Here is a 23,630-nt window from a genome sequence, read left to right on the forward strand (position 1 = left end):
TCGTGATACAAGACGGGGCGGCCGCGTGAACGAGGGCGAGCGGGCGCCGAGAGCCCTTCGCGTGTGCGGGGCAGCCGATCAGGCGTCTCCCGCCTCCTCCACGGCGTCCAGGACAAGATGCCATGGGTACTCCTTCGGCTTGCCCTGGCCCGGCTGGTTCGGAACGAAGCCACCCTCGCCGTACAGCACACGTACGCCCATGGCGCGCAGTTCGGAGACACTGCGCTCGAACTGGTGGTGCCGCACATAGGCCGCGTTCACGCACGGCATCGTCACCAGGGGGATTCCCTTGCCGATGCCCTCGGCGACGACACCCACCACGAAGTCGTGCGTGAGACCGAGCGCCCACTCGTTGAACGTGTTGAACGTGGCGGGTGCCAGCGCGATCACGTCCGCCTTCGGCCACACGTCCGGCTCGCCCGGCATCTTGTACTCGCTGCGCACCGGGTGCCCGGTCAGCCGTCGAAGGTCCTCCAGCTGAGGGGTCAGCCAGCGCGCGGCGGTCGGGGTCAGCCCGAGGCACACGTCGAATCCACGGGCCTGCGCGTCCCGGACCACACTCGCGACATCGAAAACCGGTGGGGCCGCCGAGCCGAACAGGTACAGCACACGGTCAGTCGTCGTCATGGAGCCATCGGAACACATGCAACCGGCCCTGATCGCGGCGGTGTCAGGGAGGGGAAGGGGCGTCTTCGCGGGCCTCGCGCGAGTACTGTCGCACGTGGGTGCTCAGAACGGAGACCAGCATGCCCACACTGGACGACGACCATACGGGCGCGCGCATCAAGGAACAGCGCAGACTGGGCAGGCTCACGCAGCGCCAGATGGCTGATCGGCTCCCCTACTCGTACAGCTACCTGAATCAGGTGGAGTGCGGTGCGCGCCCGGCGACCGCGGCGTTCGTGGCTGCGTGCGCCAAGGCTCTGAGCATCGACGTGACCGTACTGACCGGGCAGCCCTATGTGACCGAGTTGCAGCGCGATCGACTCGCCGAACTGGTGCGGCCGATCCGCGAGTCCCTCGACCTGTACGACCTCGGCCCGAACCCGGACTTGACCGCCCGAGCGGCGCACCAGCTCATCGCGGGGGCGAACCAGGTGTGTGAAGAGGTCCGCGCCACCCATCTGCGCGACGCGGCACGCTGTCTGCCCAGCCTCATCACCGAACTCACTCACACCGCTTGGTCCACCCCCTCGACCGAACTGTGGCAGGCGCTCGCCTCGACCTACCGCACCGCACACGACATCAGCGTGAAGCTTGGCTATTACGACCTGTCCGCAGTGGCGCTCGACCGGATGGACTGGGCGGCGCAGCGTGCCTCGGATCCGTGCCTGGCAGCCGTACGCCAGTACATGAGGGCGCTCGTGTACTTCCGCGAGGGGGAGTACCGGATCGGAAAGCGGCTCGTGGATGCCGGGCAGAACGTAATCGGCCAGACCGATGACAGCCGCGAGGCTCTGGCCGTCACCGGGCAGCTCCACCTGGGTGCCTCGGTCATCTCGGCACGCGCTGAGGACGGGTCCGCCGTGGCGACACACATCGCCGAGGCCCGCCGTATCGCGAAGCGGATCGGTGACGCTTCGGACGTGCACTGGCTCAGCTTCGGCCCGGCCAACGTCGATCTGCATGAGATGTCCGCTTCCGTCGAGATGCGCCGGTACGACGACGCGCTGAAGCAAGCCCGCAAGATCGGCAAGCGGCTGCCGCCGAAGCTTGCGACATCGCGGCGCGCCCACTTCCTTGTCGATCAAGCCCGCACGGAGATGGAGGTCGGGCGCACCGAGGACGCGCTCAAGTCACTGGTCCAGGCGCGGCGGATGGCCCCCGAGCAGACCCGATATCACCCGACCGCCCGAGAGACGATCACCGGTCTCATCCATCTGTCACGGCGGACTCCGGACACCCTGAACCACATGGCTGCCTGGATCGGCCGGTAGATCACTCTCGCTACGCTCACAAGACTGTGAGCGTTGAGCTCTTCACCGAGCGTCACGCTGTTGTTGCGCCTGGTCGACGACAGCGTGGGGGCAAGGTGAAGTGGCAGACGTCCGATTCGTAGCAGGACGACGTCGGCAACGACCGCTTCCAGCCACGCGTAGTCATCGACAGGCGCGCCTCGGCCGTCGCGTCAACGACGCCGAGGTCGGCCAACGCTGACGAGGAGCGTCGACATCATGGAAGAGTCCGTGGAAGAGGGGGCGGGGGGACTGCCGCCCGTTGAGTCTCAGCCGGGTGTGCGCGTGCACTCTGCTTCTGACCGGAGGCTGGCCGTTGAGCACTGGCTCTCGGCGACTCATCCCGAGCCGGACCGGGCTCGGCTGGAGTGGCGGGAGCGGAGGGTGGCGCTTCTGCCGTTGGGGACGTTGTTCTCAGCCGTGCGGATTCCCGGACGCCTGGTCCAAGCGGTCTGCGGCTCCGACGAGTTCGAGGCGGCGGATGCCTGCCTGGCTGATGTCTTCCGGGGCGGTCCGGTGATCTGTGACCCTCGGGGACTTCGGTACTACGCCCTGGTGCCCGCGAGCATGTCCGTCACGTGGAGGCAGGCGGCCGACGAGTGGCGGGCTCGGCTGGACGCTGACGTGCTGGGCCGTGGCACCCACCTGGGTGTGCCGGCGCCGGGTGCCGACGAGTGCGCACCCGGCTCCCTTGCCACGTACTGGTCGGTTCCGATGGAGTCCCCGGGCGAGCTGTGCGCGCCGCTGACCGTGGCGCGGCTCGTCGCGGCCGGGAGGCATGCTGTCGCCGGAGTCGGTGAGGATGCGTTGTACGAGGAGTGGACGACCAAGTGACCACTCAGCCGAGTAGCGGTCCGACCGTCCATCCGCGCGAGGTGCTGCGTCTCCTTCGACTTCCCGGGATTGCCTCCGGCCTGTCCGCGGACCAGATCCGCGGCGCTGACTGCGTGTGGTGCGCCACCAAGCTCAGCGCGGAGAGCGCCGTCGACTTCGGGCTCTGCTCCGGTGCGCTCGCGGGCGTGGTGTCCGCCTGGTTTCCGCGGGCATGCGAGGAGTGCGTCTGCCGCGTTCTCCGCGACACGTACGACCGGCATCCGCAGTCATGCGCATCGTGCGCGAGCGACCCGAACCTGTGCGACGCCCGCCGGGCGCTGCGCCGTGCGATTCCGGAGGAACACCGTTGACCTCGACGGCTTCGGGGCTCCTTCGCGACGTGGAGGCCGAGCGGGTCTGATGTCGTGAGGCCGTCGGCGTCACGTGCCGCCGGGCTGTGGCCGGGGGGTTCGGCTGCTCACAGCAGGGAAGGGACCTCCGTCGCCGACACCGAGCGGGCCGCCCTCTCCAGGGCGCTGGCGAGCAGGGCCAGGTCGGTCGGGCCGTTGCCCAGTTCGCGGACGGGGCGTCTGGCCGGGGGGTCGCCCATGCGGTGCCACTCCAGGGGTATGACCGTGGGGCGCAGGGTGGCGGTGCGCGGGATGCGGCCCGTGATCCGGCCGCCCTGGAACGGTGTCGACCTGCCGTCCGGCCGCGTCAACCGCCCTCGTCCGGGGGCCGGTTCGTCCGCGCCCGGCGTCACCTCGTCGAGGGTGACGCGCAGGGTGGCGCTCCGGGCGGGCTCCCACTGGGCCGTACGCCCCTGGGGGCTCGCGGCGGCGACGAGATGCACCCCGAGCCGCTCGCCGTCCCGGGCCACCGCCTCCAGTGCCCGTATGACCGAGCCGGCCGCCGGGCGGCCCGGTGAGCCGAGCGCGGGCGCGAGCAGGGCGTCCAGGTCGTCGACCAGGACGACCAGGCGGGCCGGTGAGGGGCCCTCGTCCTGGGCCCGGGCCGACCGGGCCGCCCCGGGGCGCAGCCGCAGCGTCGTGCTCGGCGGGCTGTCCAGGTCGCCGGAGGACGTGCCGCCCGGCCGCTGCGGCACGCCCCGGCCGCCCGCCGCCCGCTGCGCGTGCCACTCGTCGAAGCCGATCCGTCCCAGCAGCTCGTCGCGCCGCTTCAGCTCGGCGCTCAGCGACTGCGCGAACTCCCGCATGCGCACCGGGTCGTTCGCCGCCAGATGGGTCGTGACATGCGGAAGGTCCGTACAGACCCGCAGATCCTCCCCGCCGGCGCCGCCGCTCGCCGCGCAGTCGCGGGCGTCGACCAGGACCATGCCCAGCCGGTCCGGGCGTTCGGCCGAGGCGAGGGACGCGGCGACCGAACGCAGCAGCTCCGTGCGCCCGCTGCCGGGCGGTCCCTCGATCAGCAGATGCGGCCCCTCGGCGGCCAGGTCCAGGCACACGGGGCCGCGCGGACCGGCGCCGAGCACCGCCCAGGCGCGGCCGCCGAGGGACCTGGTGTCGTCCGCCGCGTCCGCCCAACGCGCCATCAGCGACGCGGGGGTGGCTCGCTGAAGCCCCAACTCGTCCAGCAGCCGGGCCGCTTGCGGCAGGGGCGCCGACACCCGCGGGTGCCGGTCCGTGCCGTGGTCCGCGCGCAGAGGGGCCAGCGCCCGCGCGAACCGCTCCGCCCACGCCGGGGACACCGCGTCCACGGCGGCCACCGTCCCGTGCCCCACCGGGGCGCGGCGCCCGGGCGCCGAGTCGCCGGCCTCACCGGGCGCGACCCTCAGCAGCCTGAGCGCGGTGGCCACGTCGCCGCTGAGCAGGGCCACGGTCCCGCACTCGCGGAACACCGGGGAGACCGCGCACGCCGCCTCGTAGGTCTCCGTCACGGGGGAGGCGGGAGAGGCGGCCGGCGCCTCGGCCAGGCTGATCACATGGATACCCGCCCGCGCCCCCTGCCGGGCCAGCCGCACCACGGCCTCGCGCACCTCGGGGCCCGCGGGGTCGCCGTCCACGACCACCACGGTGTACGGCCCCGGGTGGGCGCCGTCGGCCTCGTCGTCCCTGGCCCAGGAGGGGCGGCGGCCGGCACCGCGCGGCGTGGCGCCGTCCGGCCGGGCGGTCGCGGGCGCGGCGGGGGGCGGGGTGGTGAGCGGACCGTCGGTCGGGGCGGGGTCCTGGGCCGTGCGGCGGACCTGGGCGGGCAGGTGGATCCGGCCGGGCACGCCGCGCGGATCGGTGCGCGCGTCCGCGTCGGCCAGATGGTCCTGCAGCCGGCGCACCAGCTCGTTCGCGCGGGCCGCCGCCTGCTCGCGGTCGTACGCCAGCAGCAGCCGGCAGTCCTGGCCGTGGGCCGGGCGCAGATGCGGGAGCCAGCCGAGCCAGGACCAGTCGGCGACGCGCTGCGTCAGGGGGCGCGAGCGGTCGGCGCTGATGAGGACCAGCTCCAGCGTCTCCGGGGAGTGCAGCGCGGCCAGCTGCGCGAGGACCGCGCGGGCCAGCCCGGTCAGCCGCTCCCGGGGCCCGGCCAGGCCCAGGGCGCCGGCCTCGCGCAGCCCGGCGGTCACCGGGACGGCGGGCAGCAGGCCCGCGCCGTCGGGCAGGGCCCGGTCGGCCGTGCCCAGCCGCACGGTCAGCGCCTCCGGGTGCCCGGGGCCGCGCTCCCACAGGCGCGGTCCGGGGCCGAGCGCGGTCAGCAGCAGGGACGCCGGGTCGGGCCACTTCTCCGGGGCACCGTACGCCGGGCCGGCGGCCACCGGTGCGTTCGCCCCGCCCGTGTCCGGAACCTGGCCGGGGTCGCCCAGGTCGCCCCGGCCGCCGGCCAGGCGGCGCGCCCAGGCGGTGAAGCCGCGTCTGCGCAGCCCCGCGGCCGCGTCCGTCCCGCGCGTCGGCGTGCCCGCGCGGGCGTCCTCGGAGCCTTCACCGGCGCTCGCCTCCCGGTGCACCGTCAGCGCGGCGTCGCCCCGTCCCGAGACGACGGGTCCCGCCGGGGCGCCGCCGGGTCCGGAGGAGCCCGCCGGGCCCGTGGGCTCGGCCGGCAGGTGCTCCCGGGCGTGCGGGCCGGCTCCGTCCGAGGCGCCCCAGCCGGTGTCGCCGAAGCCGTGACGGGTGTCGCCGGACAGGCCGTGGTGGGTGTCCTTCGAGCCGGGGCCGGTCGCGGCGGGGCGTCCGACGGGGGGACGCGTCCAGGTGCTCGCCGCCCCAGCGGGAGCGGCGTGCTCCCGGGCCTCCGCTCCGGGACGCGCCGCGCCCCCCGCCACTCCGCGCTCGTCCGCGCCCGCCCGCGGGTGCGGCCCGGTCACCGCGCGCCCCGCCGTGCGGTCCGCGCGGTCCGGGCCGCCCGCCGCGTCCTCGCCGAGGACCCGTACCTGCCCCTCGCCGTCCGGGGCGGTGCCCAGGCGTCCCGCCCCGCTGGGCGGGACCAGCCGCAGGGCCGATTCGCCGAGGCGCAGCAGGGCTCCGGGGGCGAAGCGGGCCGGGCGGTCGGTCACCGGGGCGCCGTCGAGCGCCGTGCCGTTCGTGGATCCCAGGTCGGCGACCGAGACGCGGCCGTCGGCGGCGACCGTCACCGCGCAGTGCAGCCGGGAGACGTCGGGGTCGTCGAGCGGGACGTCCGCGCTCGCCGAACGTCCGACGCGGATCACCCCGCCGTGCAGCAGATGGACACCGCCCGCGTCGGGGCCCGCCACCACGTGCAGCTGGGCCGTGTTCTCGTCCGGCTCGGGGCCCGGCTCGGCCGGGGCTCCCAGGGTCAGCACCGCGCCGTCCAGCAGGGGCGGCTCGCCCAGGGTGCACCGCTGGGTGTCCAGCCGCTCGGGGCCCGCGTAGAGCACCACGGGGCCCGAGCCGGTCTCACGGCCCCGCTCGGCCGGGGCGCCGCCGGTGCCCGGACCGGCGCCGACGGCCGCGGCCAGCGCCGACGCCACCGCGGCCAGGGCCGTGCCCGCGGGCGCGGTGACCAGGACGTCGCAGCCGGGGGCGCGCTCCCCGGGCTCCGGGGGCGTGCCCAGCGGGTCTACGACGGTCAGCCGGATCTGCATCGCCGTCAGCGGTCCCTTCCGCGCGGGCACCCGAGGGCGGGGACGGAGCCGCGTCACGGTCCCCCACCGCGACTTCCCCCACCGCACGCGAGCACATAGGCCAGTACGGGATGCATCCTCGCACCTGCCACCGACAGCGCGCCCGTCCCTCGGCGCCAGATGATCTTGATTGGTCGGCTCTGCCCGCAAAAGTGCCGGACAAGTGCGCGACGGGCGTCCGCTTGAGATCGGTCACGCCCGGCCCTGGCAACCAAGTGAACCGAAGAGGGCGTCTTCTCATCGAACGCGCACGGCAGCGTCCTGCGTAAGTACGTACATCACACGTACGGAGTAAAGGGAACGACGTGGGCGTCCGCGGATCGCGGCACACGGGAGCGCGCCCGGCACGGAACGCGACCGTGCCCTGTCGCGTCCTCGACCATGGGGCGGGTGCCCTCGCGCGAGGCCCGCTCACCCCCGGTGCCGCGAACCCCGGCACTACAGTGGGTCGGAACACCGTCTTCACGGTGGACGGACCGGACAAGCAAGCAGCAGGGAGCGCATGACGTGCGGCCGGTAGGCAGCAAGTACCTCCTGGAGGAGCCGCTCGGACGCGGCGCCACGGGCACCGTCTGGCGGGCCCGCCAGCGCGAGACCGCGGGCGCCGAGGCGGCCGTGGCCGGCCAGCCGGGCGAGACCGTGGCGATCAAGGTCCTCAAGGAGGAGCTGGCCGGCGACGCCGACGTCGTGATGCGGTTCCTGCGCGAGCGGTCCGTCCTGCTGCGCCTGACCCACCCGAACATCGTGCGGGTGCGCGACCTCGTGGTCGAGGGCGATCTGCTGGCCCTGGTCATGGACCTCGTGGACGGCCCCGACCTGCACCGCTACCTCCGTGAGAACGGCCCCTTCACCCCCGTGGGCGCGGCCCTGCTCACCGCGCAGATCGCCGACGCGCTCGCCGTCAGCCACGCGGACGGCGTGGTGCACCGCGACCTGAAGCCCGCCAACGTCCTGCTGCGGCAGGACGACGGCCGGATGCACCCGATGCTGACCGACTTCGGCATCGCGCGCCTGGCCGATTCCCCGGGCCTCACCCGCACCCACGAGTTCGTGGGCACACCCGCGTACGTCGCCCCCGAGTCGGCCGAGGGCCGCCCCCAGACGTCGGCCGTGGACATCTACGGCGCCGGCATCCTGATGTACGAGCTGGTCACCGGGCGCCCGCCGTTCAGCGGCGGATCGGCACTCGAGGTGCTCCACCAGCACCTGAGCGCCGAACCGCGCCGCCCCTCCACCGTGCCGGACCCGCTGTGGACCGTCATGGAGCGCTGCCTGCGCAAGAACCCGGACGAGCGGCCCAGCGCCGAGAACCTCGCGCGGGCGCTGCGGGTCGTCGCCGAGGGAGTCGGGGTGCACGCGAACACCACGCAGATCGCCGCCGCGGACGCCGTGGCCGCGCTGCTCGCGCCCGACCCGGACCCGGCGACCGTGCCCGGCTCCGCCGACCCCACCCAGGTGCTGCCGCAGGGCGCGGGCTCCTACGACCCGAACGCGGCGACCAGCGTCCTGCCGCACACCTCCGGCCCCACGGGCGCGGCGGACCCCACCGCCGTCCTGCCCAGCACCGGCACGGCCGACCCCACCGCCGTGCTGCCGCCGGTCCCGCAGCACCAGCCCGGCGGGCAGGACCCGCACCCCTGGCAGAACCAGCTGCGCGCGGCCCGCGACCGCAACGAGCAGACCCAGGTCCAGTCCTACCTCGACCCCGGCGAGGACCCGCTGCGCCGCCGCCCCCAGCGGCAGGTCTCCCGGCCGCAGCAGCCGCCGGCGCAGGGCTACGGCCACCCGCCCCAGCAGCCCCAGCAGTACGCGCCCCAGCAGCCCCAGCGGCAGCAGCCCCGACGGCAGCGGCCCCAGCAGTACGAGCCCGCCCCCCAGCGGCAGCCCCAGCGGTACGCCCCCGCACCGCAGCAGCCCCGGCAGCCGGCGCCGCGCCCCGAGCCCGAGCCGCGGGCGCCGCGCCAGCGCAGCGCCAACCCGATGAAGATCCCGGGCCTCGGCTGTCTGAAGGGCTGCCTGTTCACGATCCTCATCCTGTTCGTCGCCGGCTGGCTGATCTGGGAGTTCAGCCCCCTGCAGGACTGGATCGGCACCACGAAGTCGTACTGGCAGCAGCTGTCCGACTGGTACCACTCGGTGGCCGACGCGGTCGGCAAACTGGGCAATTGACGCGCGGCGGCCGGGTGTGTCCGTGCCGGCCTGGGGATTTGTCGACATCTGACGGGTGATTTCCGTCTCGGCGGCGGTGGTTGCCGCTCCGGGCGCGTAGTTTTGTCGACCGGGGTCCGGGGGGTCGCGGTGCGAGCCGCCGACGCCGGGGCCCGCGACGGCGCAGCGTCGGCACCACGCGTCCCCAGTAGGAGCAGCCTTGGCACGGAAGATCGGCAGCAGGTACACCGCGCACCAGATCCTGGGGCGCGGAAGCGCCGGCACGGTGTGGCTGGGCGAGGGGCCGGACGGGCCCGTCGCCATCAAGCTGCTGCGGGAGGACCTCGCGTCCGACCAGGAGCTCGTGGGCCGCTTCGTCCAGGAGCGCACCGCGCTGCTGGCGCTCGACCATCCCGGCGTCGTGTCGGTACGGGACCTCGTCGTGGACGGCAGCGATCTGGCGCTGGTCATGGACCTGGTCCGGGGCACCGACCTGCGGACCCGCCTGGACCGCGAGCGCCGGCTCGCCCCGGAGGCGGCCGTAGCGATCGTGGCCGACGTGGCGGACGGGCTGGCGGCGGCGCACGCGGCGGGGATCGTGCACCGGGACGTGAAGCCGGAGAACGTCCTGCTGGACATGCAGGGCCCGCTGGGGCCCGGCGGGGCGCATCCGGCGCTGCTGACCGACTTCGGCGTCGCCAAGCTGATCGACTCCCCGCGCCGCACCAAGGCGACGAAGATCATCGGAACGCCGGACTACCTGGCACCGGAGATAGTCGAGGGGCTGCCGCCCCGAGCCGCGGTGGACATCTACGCCCTGGCGACGGTCCTGTACGAGCTGCTGGCGGGCTTCACCCCGTTCGGCGGCGGGCACCCCGGGGCGGTGCTGCGCCGCCATGTCACCGAGACGGTGGTCCCGCTGCCCGGGATCCCGGACGAGCTGTGGCTGCTGGTCGTGCAGTGCCTGGCGAAGGCACCGGCCTCGCGGCTGCGGGCCTCGGAGCTGGCGGCCCGGCTGCGGGAGCAGCTGCCGCTGCTGGCCGGGATGCCGCCGCTGGACGTGGACGAGCCGGACGCGGGGGCGGCCGAGGAGCCGTACGAGGCGGTGGCGCCCGGTCGTGCGGAGGCCGCGCGGGAGCGGCGCGGGGCGGTGCCGCTGGTGTCGGGCCCCAAGCCGGACTCCAACCGGGACACCCACACGTCCATGCGGGTGCCGGCACCGGACGAGCTGGCCGGGGGTGCGCGGGGGACGGCACGGGCGCCCCGGGCGGCGGGCGCGCCGCGCCCCGGGTCCGCGCGGCATCGCGCGCAGGCACGGCGTCGGCGGCTGGTGCTGGGAGCGGGGGCGCTGGTGCTGGCGGCCGCGGTGGGGGTGGGGGCGTGGTGGGCGGCGTCCCCCGGCCCTCAGGCACCGTCCCGGGAACCGGGCCACTCGGCTCCCCCGTGACCACCTGGTCCCGGGGGTGACCCGGGGTCGTGGGGCGTTCACTGGTTGGCGGAGCCGTTACGCTGGATGCGTGGCAGTCGTCGATGTATCCGAAGAGCTCAAGTCCCTCTCCTCGACCATGGAGTCGATCGAGGCCGTTCTGGACCTCGACAGGCTGAGGGCAGACATCGCCGTGCTCGAGGAGCAGGCGGCCGCGCCGTCCCTCTGGGACAACCCGGACGAGGCGCAGAAGATCACCAGCAAGCTCTCCCACCTCCAGGCCGAGGTGCGGAAGGCCGAGACCCTGCGCGGCCGGATCGACGACCTCGGGGTGCTCTTCGAGCTCGCCGAGGCCGAGGACGACCCGGACACCCGCACCGAGGCCGAGGCCGAGCTGACCGCGGTCAGGAAGGCGCTGGACGAGATGGAGGTCCGGACGCTGCTCTCGGGTGAGTACGACGCCCGCGAGGCGCTCGTGAACATCCGCGCCGAGGCCGGCGGCGTCGACGCCGCGGACTTCGCCGAGAAGCTCCAGCGCATGTACCTGCGCTGGGCCGAGCAGCACGGCTACAAGACCGAGGTCTACGACACGTCGTACGCCGAAGAGGCCGGCATCAAGTCCACGACCTTCGCCGTCCAGGCGCCGTACGCCTACGGCACGCTCTCCGTCGAGCAGGGCACGCACCGGCTCGTCCGCATCTCCCCGTACGACAACCAGGGGCGGCGCCAGACCTCGTTCGCCGGTGTGGAGATCCTGCCCGTCGTCGAGCAGACCGACCACGTCGAGATCGACGAGAACGACCTGCGGGTGGACGTGTTCCGGTCCTCCGGTCCCGGCGGCCAGGGCGTCAACACGACCGACTCCGCCGTGCGGCTCACCCACCTGCCCACCGGCATCGTCGTGACCTGCCAGAACGAGCGGTCCCAGATCCAGAACCGCGCCAGCGCCATGAACGTGCTGCAGGCCAAGCTCCTCGAGCGGCGCCGGCAGGAGGAGCAGGCCAAGATGGACGCCCTCAAGGGCGACGGCGGCAACTCCTGGGGCAACCAGATGCGTTCCTACGTCCTGCACCCGTACCAGATGGTCAAGGACCTGCGCACCGAGTTCGAGGTCGGCAACCCCGAGTCCGTGTTCAACGGCGAGATCGACGGGTTCATCGAGGCGGGAATTCGCTGGCGCAAGCAGCAGGAGAAGTAGCCACTCGCTTTGTCGACAAGGCAACCGCCCCTCATCGAGGGGCGGTTGCCTTTTTGTGTCCCGCGGTGTCGGGGTTTTACATCACACTCACACCCGACCGCGGCCGCAAACGATCACCTAACGGACATCGCGCGCGCAACGACCTTGACGGCCTTTCGAAAACTCGGAAAGGTGACACGCGGCAGGCGTATGTCCGGGGTGCATGTGAACCGGGGGGCTCGAGAATTCAGCCGTCCCCGACGCCGTGCCCCCGTGCGCTGCTCCATCGACGATCAGCTACTGGGGGTAGCAACCAGATGACCAAGAAGACGCGGATCCGTGTGGCGCGGATAGCCGCCGGTGTGGTGATAGCCGCCGGTGCCACGCTGACCACCGCGGGTGCCGCCTCGGCGCTCGGGATCACCGTCGGCGCGGGCGCGGACGGCACCAAGGTCGAGGTCGGCGTCGACGTCGGCACCGACCCGGCGCCCACCGAGACCGTCCCGACGGACATCCCGTCCACCCCGGACACCCCTCCGGCCACGGACATTCCGACCTCGGACGCTCCGACCTCGGACGCTCCGAGCACGCAGCCGCCCACCTCGCAGGCGCCGAGCACCCCGAGTCAGCCCACCGACGGGCCGACCGAGCCGACGGCCGCGCCGTCCGACAGCACGGGCGGGGACAACACCCTCCCCGACGGCGGCAACAGCCCGGTCCAGCAGGGCAAGGGCTCCTCGGGTCTGACCGACACCGGCACGGACACCGGCAGCGGCACCTCGGCCCAGGGCCGTGACGGCAAGCAGCTCGCCGAGACCGGCGCGGGCCAGACCACGTTCCTGCTGGTCGGCGCCGCCACGATGATCGCCGGCGGTATCGGCTTCCGGGTGCTGCCGCGCCTGGCGGGCGGCCGCGGCGGAGCCTCCGCCTGACCTTCGGGTCCGGGCGCGGCTCGTAGAGCGCAGGAGAAGGGCCCCGGGGCGGTCATCCGCCCCGGGGCCCTTCCTGCGCGTCCTTCGGGGCCTCAGGCGCTCTCTAGGCGGTCTGGTGGGCCAGCAGGGCCACGGCGGCGATCAGGACCGCCACGAGCACGATCAGCGTCGTCGGGTTCAAGCCCGACCAGGGGTTCTCCTGCTGGAGCCGCTCGCGGCTGGCACGGCAGACGGGGCAGCGACCCTCGGTGACGGGCGCCGCACAGTTCGCGCACACCAATCGGTCGTACGTCATGTGCCTCACCCTCCTTGTGCCGCTCTCACGAACACAACGCTCAAAGGGACGCGACCGTTCCCCACTGCTCCAGTGTGCTCCCCACTCCACTGTGCCAGGTTCCACCCGTTTCGGCGCGGGGCCTGGGCGGACCGGCGGCGGCACGGGCTCCCACCGGGGACGATTCCCCGCGATTCGCGCGATCCGGGCAGGCGTGCTGTGCCTGACCTCACGCCGTGGCCGTGCCGCCGGAAACGGTCGACAAAACCGCACAACTCCCGCGCAAACACCACCGGTGACTGCGCTCGCACACCCGCTTCGCGTAAGGTCACGCTGACCTACTCCGACGGCCCGTGGTGCACCCGTGATCCGATTCGACAACGTCTCCAAGGTCTACCCCAAGCAGAGCCGCCCAGCCCTCAGGGATGTCTCCCTGGAGGTCGAGAAGGGCGAGTTCGTCTTTCTCGTGGGGTCGTCCGGCTCCGGGAAGTCCACCTTTCTGCGGCTGATCCTGCGCGAGGAGCGCGCCAGTCACGGCCAGGTGCACGTCCTGGGCAAGGACCTCGCCCGCCTGTCCAACTGGAAGGTGCCGCACATGCGCCGCCAGCTGGGAACCGTGTTCCAGGACTTCCGGCTCCTGCCCAACAAGACGGTCGCCGAGAACGTGGCCTTCGCGCAGGAGGTGATCGGCAAGTCGCGCGGCGAGACCCGCAAGTCCGTGCCGCAGGTGCTCGACCTCGTCGGGCTCGGCGGCAAGGAGGACCGTATGCCCGGCGAGTTGTCCGGTGGTGAGCAGCAGCGCGTCGCCATCGCGCGGGCCTTCGTCAACCGGCCCAAGCTGCTGATCGCCGACGAGCCCACCGGCAACCTCGACCCGCAGACCTCCGTCGGCATCATGAAGCTGCTCGACCGGATCAACCGGACGGGCACCACCGTGGTGATGGCGACCCACGACCAGAACATCGTGGACCAGATGCGCAAGCGCGTCATCGAGCTGGAGAAGGGCCGTCTCGTCCGCGACCAGGCGCGCGGCGTCTACGGCTACCAGCACTGAGTCCACGGAAAGGCTTGAGCAGACGCCATGCGCGCCCAGTTCGTTCTGTCGGAGATCGGTGTCGGTCTCCGCCGCAATCTGACGATGACCTTCGCGGTGATCGTCTCGGTGGCCCTCTCCCTCGCCCTGTTCGGCGGGTCGCTCCTCATGAGCGACCAGGTGAACCAGATGAAGGGCTACTGGTACGACAAGGTCAACGTCTCGATCTTCCTCTGCAACAAGAGCGACGCGGAGTCCGACCCCAACTGCTCCAAGGGCGCGGTCACCGAGGAGCAGAAGAAGCAGATCCTGGACGACCTGAACAAGATGACGTCCACGGTCCAGAAGGTCACCTACGAGTCGCAGGACGAGGCGTACAAGCACTACAAGGAGCAGTTCGGCGACTCCCCGCTGGCCAGTTCGCTCACCCCGGACCAGATGCAGGAGTCGTACCGCATCAAGCTGAAGAACCCGGAGCAGTACCAGGTCATCGCGAGCGCCTTCAACGGCCGCGACGGGGTCCAGTCGGTGCAGGACCAGAAGGGCATCCTCGACAACCTCTTCGGGCTCCTCAACGGCATGAACTGGGCCGCCCGCATGGTCATGGCGATGATGCTGGTCGTCGCGCTGATGCTGATCGTCAACACGGTGCGCGTCTCCGCGTTCAGCCGTCGTCGTGAGACCGGGATCATGCGCCTCGTCGGTGCCTCGGGCTTCTACATCCAGGCGCCGTTCATCGCGGAGGCCGCCGTCGCGGGCCTCATCGGCGGCACGGTCGCCTGCGGATTCCTCCTGGTCGCCCGGTACTTCATCATCGACCACGGCCTCGACCTGTCGCACAAGCTCAACCTGATCAACTTCATCGGCTGGGACGCCGTCCTGACCAAACTGCCGTTGATACTGGCCACGAGCCTGCTGATGCCCTCGCTTGCCGCGTTCTTCGCGTTGCGCAAGTACCTGAAGGTGTGACGCATGCCAAGGGGGGCGTGCGGGCAACTGCCCGTGCGCCCCTTATGCGTTGTCCTAGACTCACCGGCATGTCAGGCCGTGAATCGTTCGGTCAGCCTCGTCGCCTCCGCCACGGGGCGGTGCTGACGTTGCTCTTCACGAGCGTCCTCGTCGCCGGTGCCGCGACCGGCTCCTTCGACGGGGCCGCCCCCGTCTCCCCGGCCGCGACGCCGACGACACGTCCGAAGCCGCCGGGCGAGGAGGTCACGGAGGCCGCGGCCAAGGCGATGGCGGACGGCAAGTCCCCCATGGAGGCCGCCGAACGGGCGGTCAGCCGCAGCGGGGACCGCTGGAGCGCGGTCTACTCCCAGGGCGAGTTCGAGGAGTTCGAGGAGGCCCTGGACGGCCGGTACACCGGGGTCGGACTGTCCGCCCGGCGCGAGAGCGACGGCCGGATCGAGGTGACCCGGGTGCAGCCCGGCTCGCCCGCCGCGGCGGCGGGGGTGCGCACCGGCGACCGCCTGCGCAGCGTCGACGGCGAGGACGTCGACGGAAGGCCGGTCACCGAGGTCGTCTCCTTACTGCGCGGCGACGCCGACGACGCACCGGCCGGCACCGCGGTCCGGCTCGGCCTCCAGCGCGGTGCGCGCACCTGGAGCCGGGTGGTGCACCGGGCCCGGCTGTCCACCGACTCGGTCACCGTGCGACGGCTCACCGGCCGCGCCGTCGTGATCAGGGTCGCCGCCTTCACCAAGGGCTCCGGCGACGCCGTACGCCGTGCCGTGGACGCCGCGCCCCGGGGCGCGGGGATCGTCCTCGATCTGCGCGACAACTCCGGCGGGCTGGTCACCGAGGCGGTCACGGCCGCGTCGGCCTTCCTCGACGGCGGCCTCGTGGCGACCTACGACGTCCGGGGGGACCAGCGCGTGCTGCGCGCCGAACCCGGCGGTGACACCACCCGGCCCCTGGTCGCCCTGGTGGACGGCGGGACGATGAGCGCGGCCGAACTGCTCACCGGAGCCCTCCAGGACCGGGGCCGGGCCGTCGTGGCCGGCACCCGCACCTTCGGCAAGGGCTCGGTCCAGATGCCGAGCCGGCTGCCCGACGGCTCCGTGGCGGAGCTGACCGTCGGGCACTACCGCACCCCGTCGGGCCGCGGCGTCGACGGCCGCGGCATCAGCCCCGACCTGGAGGTCGGCGACGGCGACCACGCGCTGGAGCGGGCCGAGACGGTGCTCAGCGGCCTGGGCGACGCCCAGTGACTCCCGGGCACCGTGGGTGACACGCCCGGACTCCCGGTAATCCACTTCCCTCGACGCCGTCCCGTAGTGCGAAAATGGGCCGCACTATGGCTAAGGAAACTGGGCGCAAGCTGATCGCGCAGAACAAGAAGGCGCGGCACGACTACCACATCCTCGACACCTACGAGGCCGGTCTCGTCCTCATGGGGACCGAGGTGAAGTCCCTGCGCCTGGGGCGGGCCTCGCTGGTCGACGGCTTCGTGCAGCTGGACGGCCACGAGGCGTGGCTGCACAACGTGCATGTGCCGGAGTACGTGCAGGGCACCTGGACCAACCACAGCGCCCGCCGCAAGCGGAAGCTGCTCCTGCACCGCACGGAGATCGACAAGCTGGAGTCGAAGTCGCAGGAGACCGGCCACACGATCGTGCCCCTCGCCCTGTACTTCAAGGACGGCCGGGCCAAGGTCGAGATCGCGCTGGCGAAGGGCAAGAAGGAGTACGACAAGCGGCAGACGCTGCGTGAGAAGCAGGACCGCCGCGAGACGGACCGGGCGATCTCCGCGGTGCGCCGCAAGCAGCGCGCCTGACCGCGCCGCGGGCGCGGCGGCCGTACGGCGGAATACGCTGGCACCCGCCCGCGTCGGTCACGTAGGATGGCATCGCACCTCATCGAGGGTGCGGGTCCCTCCCCGGAGGGGCCGGGCATTGAAAACACCACATGGGGATGATCGGTTTCGACAGCGGATGTCGAAGCAGGGGAAGCGTGTCGAGGAAGCGGCCATGATCTCGTAAACCACAGGCCGAAACCAATAATCGCCAACACCAAGCGCGATTCCTTCGCCCTCGCTGCCTAAGTAGCGACTTGCGAAGTGTCAGCCCGGGGCTGTTCCCGACCCGGATCCTGGCATCAGCTAGGGGACTAAACCTTGATCCCGGTCACGGGGTGAAGAGGGAAACCAAACAGTGACTGAGCCCGTCGGAGACTTGTTCGCGTGATCTCCGGGGCTGAGAAAAGCGCAGCGAACTGCACACGGAGAAGCCCTGATTCCGCACCGTTGGACGCGGGTTCGATTCCCGCCATCTCCACGACGACGAAGGCGACGTACGCCCGCGAACCGCGGGGGCACGTCGCCTTCGTCGTTTCGTGCGCGGATCGGTAACACCGGTGACATGGCACCGAACCGGTCCCGTCACGCGCCGTCGGCAGGATCGACGGGCACGGAGCCGCGGCGCCGCGTGTGCCGCGGGCGATCGACGCGGGTCGAACCGAGTGCGGGACGAGAGCCATGGACGACGACCGGCAGCGACCACCGCACGAACCCCTCGCCGGGTTCACCGTGGGCGTGACGGCCGCGGAGCGGGCCGATGAGCTGTGCGCCCCGCTGCGGCGGCACGGAGTGGTGGTGCTGCACGCCCCCGCCCCGCCGATCGTGCCGCCCGCCGACGACGCCGCACTGCGCGCCACCACCGAGCAGCTGATCGCCCAGGCCCCCGACATCGTCGTCACGACCGCGGCGACCGGATTCCGTGACTGGGTCGAGGCCGCCGAGGGCTGGGGGAGCGGAGCCGAACTGCTCGGCCGGCTGCGGCAGGCGCGGTTGCTGGCGTGCGGACCCGAGGCCGAGGACGCGGTGCGGGACGCCGGGCTGCGGGAGGACGGGGCGACCGGGGCGAAGCCGCCCGCCGAGTCCCTGGCCGACGTCCTGGCACGACTGCCGGCCGAGGACGTCCGAGGGCGCCGCGTCGCCGTCCAGTCGTACGGCGAGCCGCAGCCCGACCTGGTGGAGGCCCTACGGGAACGGGGCGCCCGGGTGATCGGGGTGCCGGTGCACCGGTGGACGCCGCCGCGGGACACCCGGCCGCTGGACCGGCTCGTCGACGCCGCCCTCACCCAGGGCCTGGACGCGCTCGCCTTCGCCGGCGCGCCCGCCGCCGCTTCCGTGCTCTCCCGCGCCCGGGAGCGCGGGCTGCTGCCCGACCTGCTGGCCGCCCTGCGCCACGGCGTGCTCGCCGCCTGCGCCGACCCGGTGACGGCGGCGCCGCTGCGGACCCAGGGCGTCGACACCGTCCACCCCGAGCACGTGCGGCCCGGAGGGCGGGGGCCGCACCAGGCGGCGTCCGCGGCGCTGGCCGACCTGCTGTGCCGCGAACTGCCCGGCCGGGCGACCGCGTTGACCGTGGCCGGGCACGACGTGGAGATCCGCGGCCACGCCGTGCTGGTGGACGGGGTGCTGCGCCCGGTGCCGCCCGCGGGGATGGCCCTGCTGCGCGCGCTGTCCCGGCACCCCGGACGGGTGGTCGCCCGCGCCGAACTGCTGCGGGCGCTGCCGGGCGCCGGACGGGACGAGCACGCGGTGGAGACGGCCGTGGCCCGGCTGCGCACCGCGCTGGGCTCGCCCCGGCTGATCCGGACGGTGGTCAAACGCGGATACCGCCTCGCCCTGGACCCGGCCCACCGGTGACGGGCGCGCCCGGGGGCTTCCCGTGGCGGGCGCGGATGTGCAGGGTAGGGCGAACGGGGGTACGAACCCCTGCGAGCCCCAGAGCACCCTTGCGCGGATCCACCGGCCGCCCGCCGAGGCGGCGACTCCAAGGCGGTGACAGGCAGATGGCGACCGACGCGGCCACGGCCTCCTGCGAGCTGCGGTTCGACTCCGGGCGGATCTGCCTGGACCTGCTGGCGACGACGCACCCCGAGGAACGGCTCGACTCGGTGGAGCGGCTGCGCACCTGGATCACCGGCGCCGCCCTGGTGCCCCCGGGCACCCCGCTCGCGGGGGTGGACGCGGCCTGGCTCGAGGAGTTCAGGGAACTGCGCCTGGATCTGGGGACGTTGATACGCGGCGTGCTGGACGGCCGGCCCGCCGACGGGGCGGCGCCCGCGGCGTTGGCGCGGCTCAACGCCGCGGCCGGGCAGGCCCCGCCGGCGCCGTGCGCGGTCCCCGCGGAGGACGGCCTCCTCGTGCGGCGGCTGCGGGCGTTTCCGGAGCGCGGGGAACTGCTGTCCGTGGTGGCCCGTGAGGCGATCGAGCTGCTCACGGATCCCGGGACGCGGGCCCGTCTGCGGCGGTGCGAGGGCGACAACTGCCCGCTCGTGTACCTGGACACGTCCCGGGGGCGGCGTCGGCGGTGGTGCTCCAGCGAGGTGTGCGGCAACCGGGAGCGGGTGGCGCGGCACCGGCGCCGGGCCGCACTGCCCCGGGCGTAGTGCCGCTCCCACCAGGGCTTTTGTGAAGGTCCGGCGGGTGATCAGATCTTGCGGGAAAAGGGTCGACTCCTGACGAGTCGTGTCAAAGAGTGGCCGAAACTGAACGGTAACTTCCCTTGCCTTAACGGCTTCTCCATCGAAGTGCGGACAGATTTTCACACAGCGATCAACCTGATTCCAGAAGTGAAGGATCGAGCGACTGTGACCTGGGTCTCCGCGCCTCGACCCTCGAATGTCCCGTTGGGGCAGATATGAGTGCCCGGCGGCGGGCCGTTCCACACCTTTCCCGAGAAAATCGTGGCTCCGCTTTGAACACTTGGGCGTTCGCACGCGTACCCGGATACGAGCGACCGACTGGGGGAACCCCCGGACACCGGAGGTAGGCGTGCGCAAGGATTCCGCCGTGGCTGATGAACGAAGGCCAAGGGCCCGACATCGCATGACCTCGTCCCCGTCCTCCTCGACGGAGCCCGACGAGGAGCTGATGCGCGCCCTGTACCGGGAACACGCGGGACCCCTGCTCGCCTATGTGCTGCGCCTGGTCGCCGGAGACCGGCAGCGCGCCGAGGACGTCGTGCAGGAAACACTCATCCGTGCCTGGAAGAACGCCGGCCAGCTCAATCGAGCGACCGGTTCGGTACGCCCCTGGCTGGTGACGGTCGCCCGGCGCATCGTCATCGACGGTCACCGCAGCCGGCAGGCCCGGCCGCAGGAGGTGGACCCGTCGCCGCTGGAGGTCATCCCCGCGGAGGACGAGATCGACAAGGCGTTGTGGCTGATGACACTGTCGGACGCGTTGGACGACCTGACCCCGGCACACAGGGAGGTCCTGGTCGAAACGTACTTCAAAGGGCGTACCGTCAACGAGGCGGCCGAAACGCTCGGCATCCCCAGCGGAACGGTGCGCTCCAGGGTGTTCTACGCCCTGCGGTCCATGAAGCTGGCACTGGAGGAGCGGGGGGTGACGGCATGAGCGATCTGTACGGGGGATTCGGCAATGGCGGTCCCGGGGCCGTGAGAGGTGCCCAGGGCCCCGAGGGGCAGGGCGACATCCACGAGACCGTGGGCGCCTACGCCCTCGGCATCCTGGACGACGCCGAGGCGACGGCCTTCGAGGCCCACCTCGCCACCTGCGACTGGTGCGCCCAGCAACTGGACGAGCTGGCGGGCATGGAACCGATGCTGGCCGCGCTCGCGGACCTGCCGGGCAACCAGGGCAGCCAGGCCATCGGCGAATCCCTGTCCGCGAAACCCAGCCCACGGCTGGTCGAACGACTGGTCGACGAGGTGTCCGAGCGGCGCGCCCAGAAGCGCCGGCGCGGCTTCTACCTCGTCGCCGCGGCGGCCGCGCTGATCATCGGCGGCCCGCTCACCGTCATGGCGGTGAACGGCGGCGGCGACAGCGGCCCGGTGGACCCGATGGCCATGGGCCCCGCCCAGCAGGCGTTCCAGGTGATGACCGACAAGCACGCGGCGACCGACCCGACCACCAAGGTCAACGCCGTGGTCGCGATGGAACCCAGGGACTGGGGCACCCACGCCGTCGTCCAGGTCAAGAACGTCATGGGCCCGCTGAAGTGCTCCCTGATCGCCGTCGGCAAGAACGGCGAGCGCGAGACGGTCACCTCCTGGGCCGTCCCGAAGTGGGGCTACGGCATCCCGAACGCCAAGACGGAGGAGGCCAAGAACCCGCTGTACGTGCACGGCGGAGCCGCCTTCACCCCGAACGAGATCGACCACTTCGAGGTCATGACGTTCGACGGCAAGCGGCTGGTGGAGGTGGACGTGTAGGCGCGCCCGCGCCCCCGACCGGCAGCCGGCCGAGCACCACCCGCGACGTACCAGGCGGCACGTCGCGGGCCGACGCGTGTGACGGCACGGAGCGGGCCGTAGCCTCCCGGGGCTCTGTTCGCGTACGGTAGACGGCTGCCCAGCACGTCAGAAGGGGGCCCGGTGGCCGCTCAGGTTCAACAGGATTCCGCGCTCGGCCCGGCCGGTGAGTCCGCGCACGACACGGTCCGCGATCGGGAGATCGGTGTCGAACAGGAACACCTGGACCGGGTCTACCTCCGGCTCGAGGAGAAGATCCACGAGGCGGAGTTCCTGATGAACGACGCCGCCCAGCGAGGCCACGTCGGCACCCCCGGCGCCCTGGCCGAGCGGGACGCCCAGGTCTACCGGGCCGGCGTCCACCTCAACCGGCTCAACAACGAGTACGAGGACTTCCTCTTCGGCCGTATCGACCTGCTGCCGGGCAAGGACGGCAAGAAGGGCCCGGACGGCGCCTACACCGCGATCGAGCCGGCGGAGGGCGCGGTGCGGCCCGACAACACGGCCGACATCGCCGAGACCCTGCACATCGGCCGGATGGGAGTCCTCGACGCGGACTTCGCGCCGCTGGTCATCGACTGGCGGGCCCCGGCCGCCGCCCCCTTCTACCGCTCCACGCCGGTCGACCCCGGGCGGGTGGTACGCCGCCGGGTCATCCGCTCCAAGGGCCGCAGGGTGCTCGGCGTCGAGGACGACCTGATGCGCCCCGAACTGCGCGCCACCCTGGGCGGCCGTGAACTGCCCGTGATCGGCGACGGCGCCCTGATGGCCGCCCTCAGCCAGGCCCGCACCCACTCGATGCGCGACATCGTGGCCTCGATCCAGGCCGAGCAGGACATGGTCATCCGCGCTCCCGCCGCCTCGGTGACCTATGTGGAGGGCGGCCCCGGCACGGGCAAGACGGCCGTGGCCCTGCACCGCGCCGCCTATCTGCTCTACCAGGACCGGCGCCGCTACGCGGGCGGCATCCTGATCGTGTCGCCCACCCCGCTGCTCGTCGCGTACACCGAGGGCGTCCTTCCGTCCCTCGGCGAGGAGGGCCAGGTCGCCATCCGCGCCATCGGCTCCCTGGTCGACGGCGCCGAGGCCACCCTGTACGACTCCCCGGCCACGGCCCGTGTCAAGGGGTCGTACCGCATGCTCAAGGTGCTCCGGAAGGCCGCGCGCGGGGCGCTGGAGTCCAACGGCGCTCCGGCCCAGCTGCGCGTCGTCGCCTTCGGCCGGCGCGTCGAACTGGAGGCCGGTGAACTGGAGCGCATCCGGCAGACCGCGCTCGGCGGCACCGCCCCGGTGAACCTGCTGCGCCCGCGCGCCCGCAAGCTGCTCCTCGACGCCCTCTGGGCGCGTTCGGGCGCGGCGGGCAGACACTCCGACCCCGAGCTGGCCGCCGAACTGCGCTCCTCCTTCGACGAGGACGTCTCCACCGAGGACCCCTTCATCGCCTTCCTGGACGCCTGGTGGCCCGAGCTCACCCCGGCCGGCGTGCTGGAGCAGATGGCCGACGAGCGGCGGCTCGGCCGCTGGGCGCGCCGGGTCCTCAACCCCGGCGAGGTGCGCAAGGTCGCGCGCTCGCTCAAGCGGGCCGGGCTGAGCGTGCACGACGTGGCGATGCTGGACGAGCTCCAGGCCGTCCTCGGCGCTCCCCCCCGCCCGCGGAAGAAGCGCGAGGCGGACCCGCTGGACCAGCTGACCGGGCTGGAGGAACTCATGCCCGTGCGCGAGGAGTCGCAGTGGGAGCGGGCCGAGCGGCTCGCCCAGGAGCGCACCGAGTACGCGCACGTGATCGTGGACGAGGCGCAGGACCTCACCCCCATGCAGTGGCGGATGGTCGGGCGGCGCGGCCGGCACGCGACCTGGACGGTGGTCGGCGACCCCGCCCAGTCCTCGTGGTCCGATCCGGACGAGGCGGCCGGGGCGCGGGACGAGGCCCTCGGCACCCGTCCGCGCCGCCGGTTCACCCTGACCGTCAACTACCGCAACCCCTCGGAGATCGCGGACCTGGCCGCGAAGGTGCTCGCCCTCGCGATGCCCGGCTCGACGGCGCCCTCGGCCGTCCGGTCCACGGGTGTCGAGCCGCGGTTCGCCGTCGTGGGCACCTCGCAGGCCGAGACGGTGCGCGCGGAGGCGGAGCGGCTGCTCGGCATGGTCGACGGCACGGTGGGCGTCGTCGTCGCGATGAACCGGCGCGAGGAGGCGGCCCGCTGGGTCGACGGGCTCGGTGACCGGGTGGTCGCGCTCGGCAGCCTGGAGGCCAAGGGGCTGGAGTACGACGCGACGGTGGTCGTCTCGCCCGCGGAGATCGCCGACGAGAGCCCCGCCGGTCTGCGGGTGCTGTACGTGGCCCTCACCCGGGCGACGCAGCAGCTCACGGTGGTCTCGGGCGGGCGGGACGAACCGGACGCCGCCGGGGTGCCGGATCTGCTGCGCGACTGACGGGACGAACTTCGCGCCGCGGGAATGGCCTTAGGCGCTCCGTTTGTTAGCCTGTACGTGACACCGGCTCGATCCAAGCCCCCGGGCCCAACCTTCGTCGCTACGAGCGACCACTTGCCGCGAGG

General features: G+C 72.7%; 19 protein-coding genes and 1 other RNA gene. 17 read left to right on the top strand and 3 right to left on the bottom strand.

The window, feature by feature from the left end:
• Positions 1-78: 78 nt before the first annotated feature.
• Positions 79-627, bottom strand: a complete 549-nt coding sequence (locus tag AB0C59_RS22520) for a flavoprotein (RefSeq protein WP_363007235.1) — start codon at positions 625-627, stop codon at positions 79-81.
• Between the two features lie 119 nt (positions 628-746).
• Between AB0C59_RS22520 and AB0C59_RS22525 the strand changes: the two genes are divergently transcribed.
• From AB0C59_RS22525 to AB0C59_RS22535, 3 genes are all read left to right on the top strand, one after another.
• Positions 747-1,937 (top strand): helix-turn-helix transcriptional regulator, encoded by a 1,191-nt coding sequence (locus AB0C59_RS22525; RefSeq protein ID WP_363007237.1) that lies wholly within the window; start codon positions 747-749, stop codon positions 1,935-1,937.
• A 585-nt stretch (positions 1,938-2,522) separates the two neighbouring features.
• The gene (locus tag AB0C59_RS22530; protein WP_363007239.1) at positions 2,523-2,789 is read left to right on the top strand and encodes a hypothetical protein; all 267 of its coding nucleotides are present in this window, start codon (positions 2,523-2,525) and stop codon (positions 2,787-2,789) included.
• The gene (locus tag AB0C59_RS22535) at positions 2,786-3,139 is read left to right on the top strand and encodes a hypothetical protein (RefSeq protein ID WP_363007241.1); all 354 of its coding nucleotides are present in this window, start codon (positions 2,786-2,788) and stop codon (positions 3,137-3,139) included. Before AB0C59_RS22530 ends, AB0C59_RS22535 begins: the two co-directional genes overlap by 4 nt.
• 107 nt (positions 3,140-3,246) lie before the next feature.
• Here AB0C59_RS22535 and AB0C59_RS22540 read toward each other — a convergent pair whose 3' ends face one another.
• Complete coding sequence (locus tag AB0C59_RS22540; RefSeq protein ID WP_363007243.1) at positions 3,247-6,816, bottom strand: FtsK/SpoIIIE domain-containing protein; 3,570 nt, start codon at positions 6,814-6,816, stop codon at positions 3,247-3,249.
• 546 nt (positions 6,817-7,362) lie between these two features.
• Between AB0C59_RS22540 and AB0C59_RS22545 the strand changes: the two genes are divergently transcribed.
• The 4 genes from AB0C59_RS22545 to AB0C59_RS22560 all read left to right on the top strand — a co-directional run bounded on the left by AB0C59_RS22545 (position 7,363) and on the right by AB0C59_RS22560 (position 12,538).
• Positions 7,363-9,024, top strand: a complete 1,662-nt coding sequence (locus AB0C59_RS22545) for a protein kinase (RefSeq protein ID WP_363007245.1) — start codon at positions 7,363-7,365, stop codon at positions 9,022-9,024.
• 199 nt (positions 9,025-9,223) lie between these two features.
• Positions 9,224-10,450: a serine/threonine-protein kinase gene (locus tag AB0C59_RS22550; protein ID WP_363007247.1), complete on the top strand. Its 1,227-nt coding sequence runs from the start codon at positions 9,224-9,226 to the stop codon at positions 10,448-10,450.
• Between the two features lie 70 nt (positions 10,451-10,520).
• Positions 10,521-11,627, top strand: a complete 1,107-nt coding sequence (gene prfB / locus AB0C59_RS22555) for a peptide chain release factor 2 (RefSeq protein WP_363007249.1) — start codon at positions 10,521-10,523, stop codon at positions 11,625-11,627.
• 296 nt (positions 11,628-11,923) lie between these two features.
• Entirely contained in the window at positions 11,924-12,538 is a 615-nt protein-coding gene (locus AB0C59_RS22560; protein WP_363007251.1) for a hypothetical protein, read from the top strand.
• Positions 12,539-12,641: 103 nt separating this feature from the next.
• Here AB0C59_RS22560 and AB0C59_RS22565 read toward each other — a convergent pair whose 3' ends face one another.
• Positions 12,642-12,833 carry a hypothetical protein gene (locus tag AB0C59_RS22565; RefSeq protein WP_363007253.1) on the bottom strand — a complete coding sequence of 64 codons (192 nt, stop codon included), beginning with the start codon at positions 12,831-12,833 and terminating at the stop codon, positions 12,642-12,644.
• A 343-nt stretch (positions 12,834-13,176) separates the two neighbouring features.
• Between AB0C59_RS22565 and ftsE the strand changes: the two genes are divergently transcribed.
• From ftsE to AB0C59_RS22615, 10 genes are all read left to right on the top strand, one after another.
• The gene (gene ftsE, locus AB0C59_RS22570; RefSeq protein WP_363007255.1) at positions 13,177-13,866 is read left to right on the top strand and encodes a cell division ATP-binding protein FtsE; all 690 of its coding nucleotides are present in this window, start codon (positions 13,177-13,179) and stop codon (positions 13,864-13,866) included.
• A gap of 27 nt (positions 13,867-13,893) precedes the next feature.
• On the top strand, positions 13,894-14,814 hold the full coding sequence (ftsX, locus tag AB0C59_RS22575) for a permease-like cell division protein FtsX (protein WP_363007257.1): 921 nt from the start codon (positions 13,894-13,896) through the stop codon (positions 14,812-14,814).
• 68 nt (positions 14,815-14,882) lie between these two features.
• Positions 14,883-16,055, top strand: coding sequence for a S41 family peptidase (locus AB0C59_RS22580; protein WP_363007259.1), 1,173 nt, complete (start codon positions 14,883-14,885; stop codon positions 16,053-16,055).
• Positions 16,056-16,141: 86 nt separating this feature from the next.
• Positions 16,142-16,621 carry an SsrA-binding protein SmpB gene (gene smpB, locus AB0C59_RS22585; RefSeq protein ID WP_363007261.1) on the top strand — a complete coding sequence of 160 codons (480 nt, stop codon included), beginning with the start codon at positions 16,142-16,144 and terminating at the stop codon, positions 16,619-16,621.
• 133 nt (positions 16,622-16,754) lie between these two features.
• Positions 16,755-17,123: a transfer-messenger RNA gene (gene ssrA / locus AB0C59_RS22590) on the top strand.
• A 197-nt stretch (positions 17,124-17,320) separates the two neighbouring features.
• Positions 17,321-18,496 carry a uroporphyrinogen-III synthase gene (locus AB0C59_RS22595; protein WP_363007263.1) on the top strand — a complete coding sequence of 392 codons (1,176 nt, stop codon included), beginning with the start codon at positions 17,321-17,323 and terminating at the stop codon, positions 18,494-18,496.
• A gap of 146 nt (positions 18,497-18,642) precedes the next feature.
• On the top strand, positions 18,643-19,242 hold the full coding sequence (locus tag AB0C59_RS22600) for a CGNR zinc finger domain-containing protein (RefSeq protein WP_363007265.1): 600 nt from the start codon (positions 18,643-18,645) through the stop codon (positions 19,240-19,242).
• A gap of 439 nt (positions 19,243-19,681) precedes the next feature.
• On the top strand, positions 19,682-20,215 hold the full coding sequence (locus AB0C59_RS22605; RefSeq protein WP_363007267.1) for a sigma-70 family RNA polymerase sigma factor: 534 nt from the start codon (positions 19,682-19,684) through the stop codon (positions 20,213-20,215).
• A complete protein-coding gene (locus tag AB0C59_RS22610; protein WP_363007269.1) occupies positions 20,212-21,033 on the top strand; it encodes a zf-HC2 domain-containing protein in 822 nt (273 codons plus the stop codon). The genes AB0C59_RS22605 and AB0C59_RS22610 overlap by 4 nt, the downstream gene beginning before the upstream one ends.
• Before the next feature lie 162 nt (positions 21,034-21,195).
• Positions 21,196-23,505, top strand: a complete 2,310-nt coding sequence (locus AB0C59_RS22615) for a UvrD-helicase domain-containing protein (RefSeq protein WP_363007271.1) — start codon at positions 21,196-21,198, stop codon at positions 23,503-23,505.
• Positions 23,506-23,630 lie beyond the last annotated feature (125 nt).

It is taken from the genome of Streptomyces sp. NPDC048664 (assembly GCF_040650555.1).
In the GTDB taxonomy this organism is placed as follows: domain Bacteria; phylum Actinomycetota; class Actinomycetes; order Streptomycetales; family Streptomycetaceae; genus Streptomyces.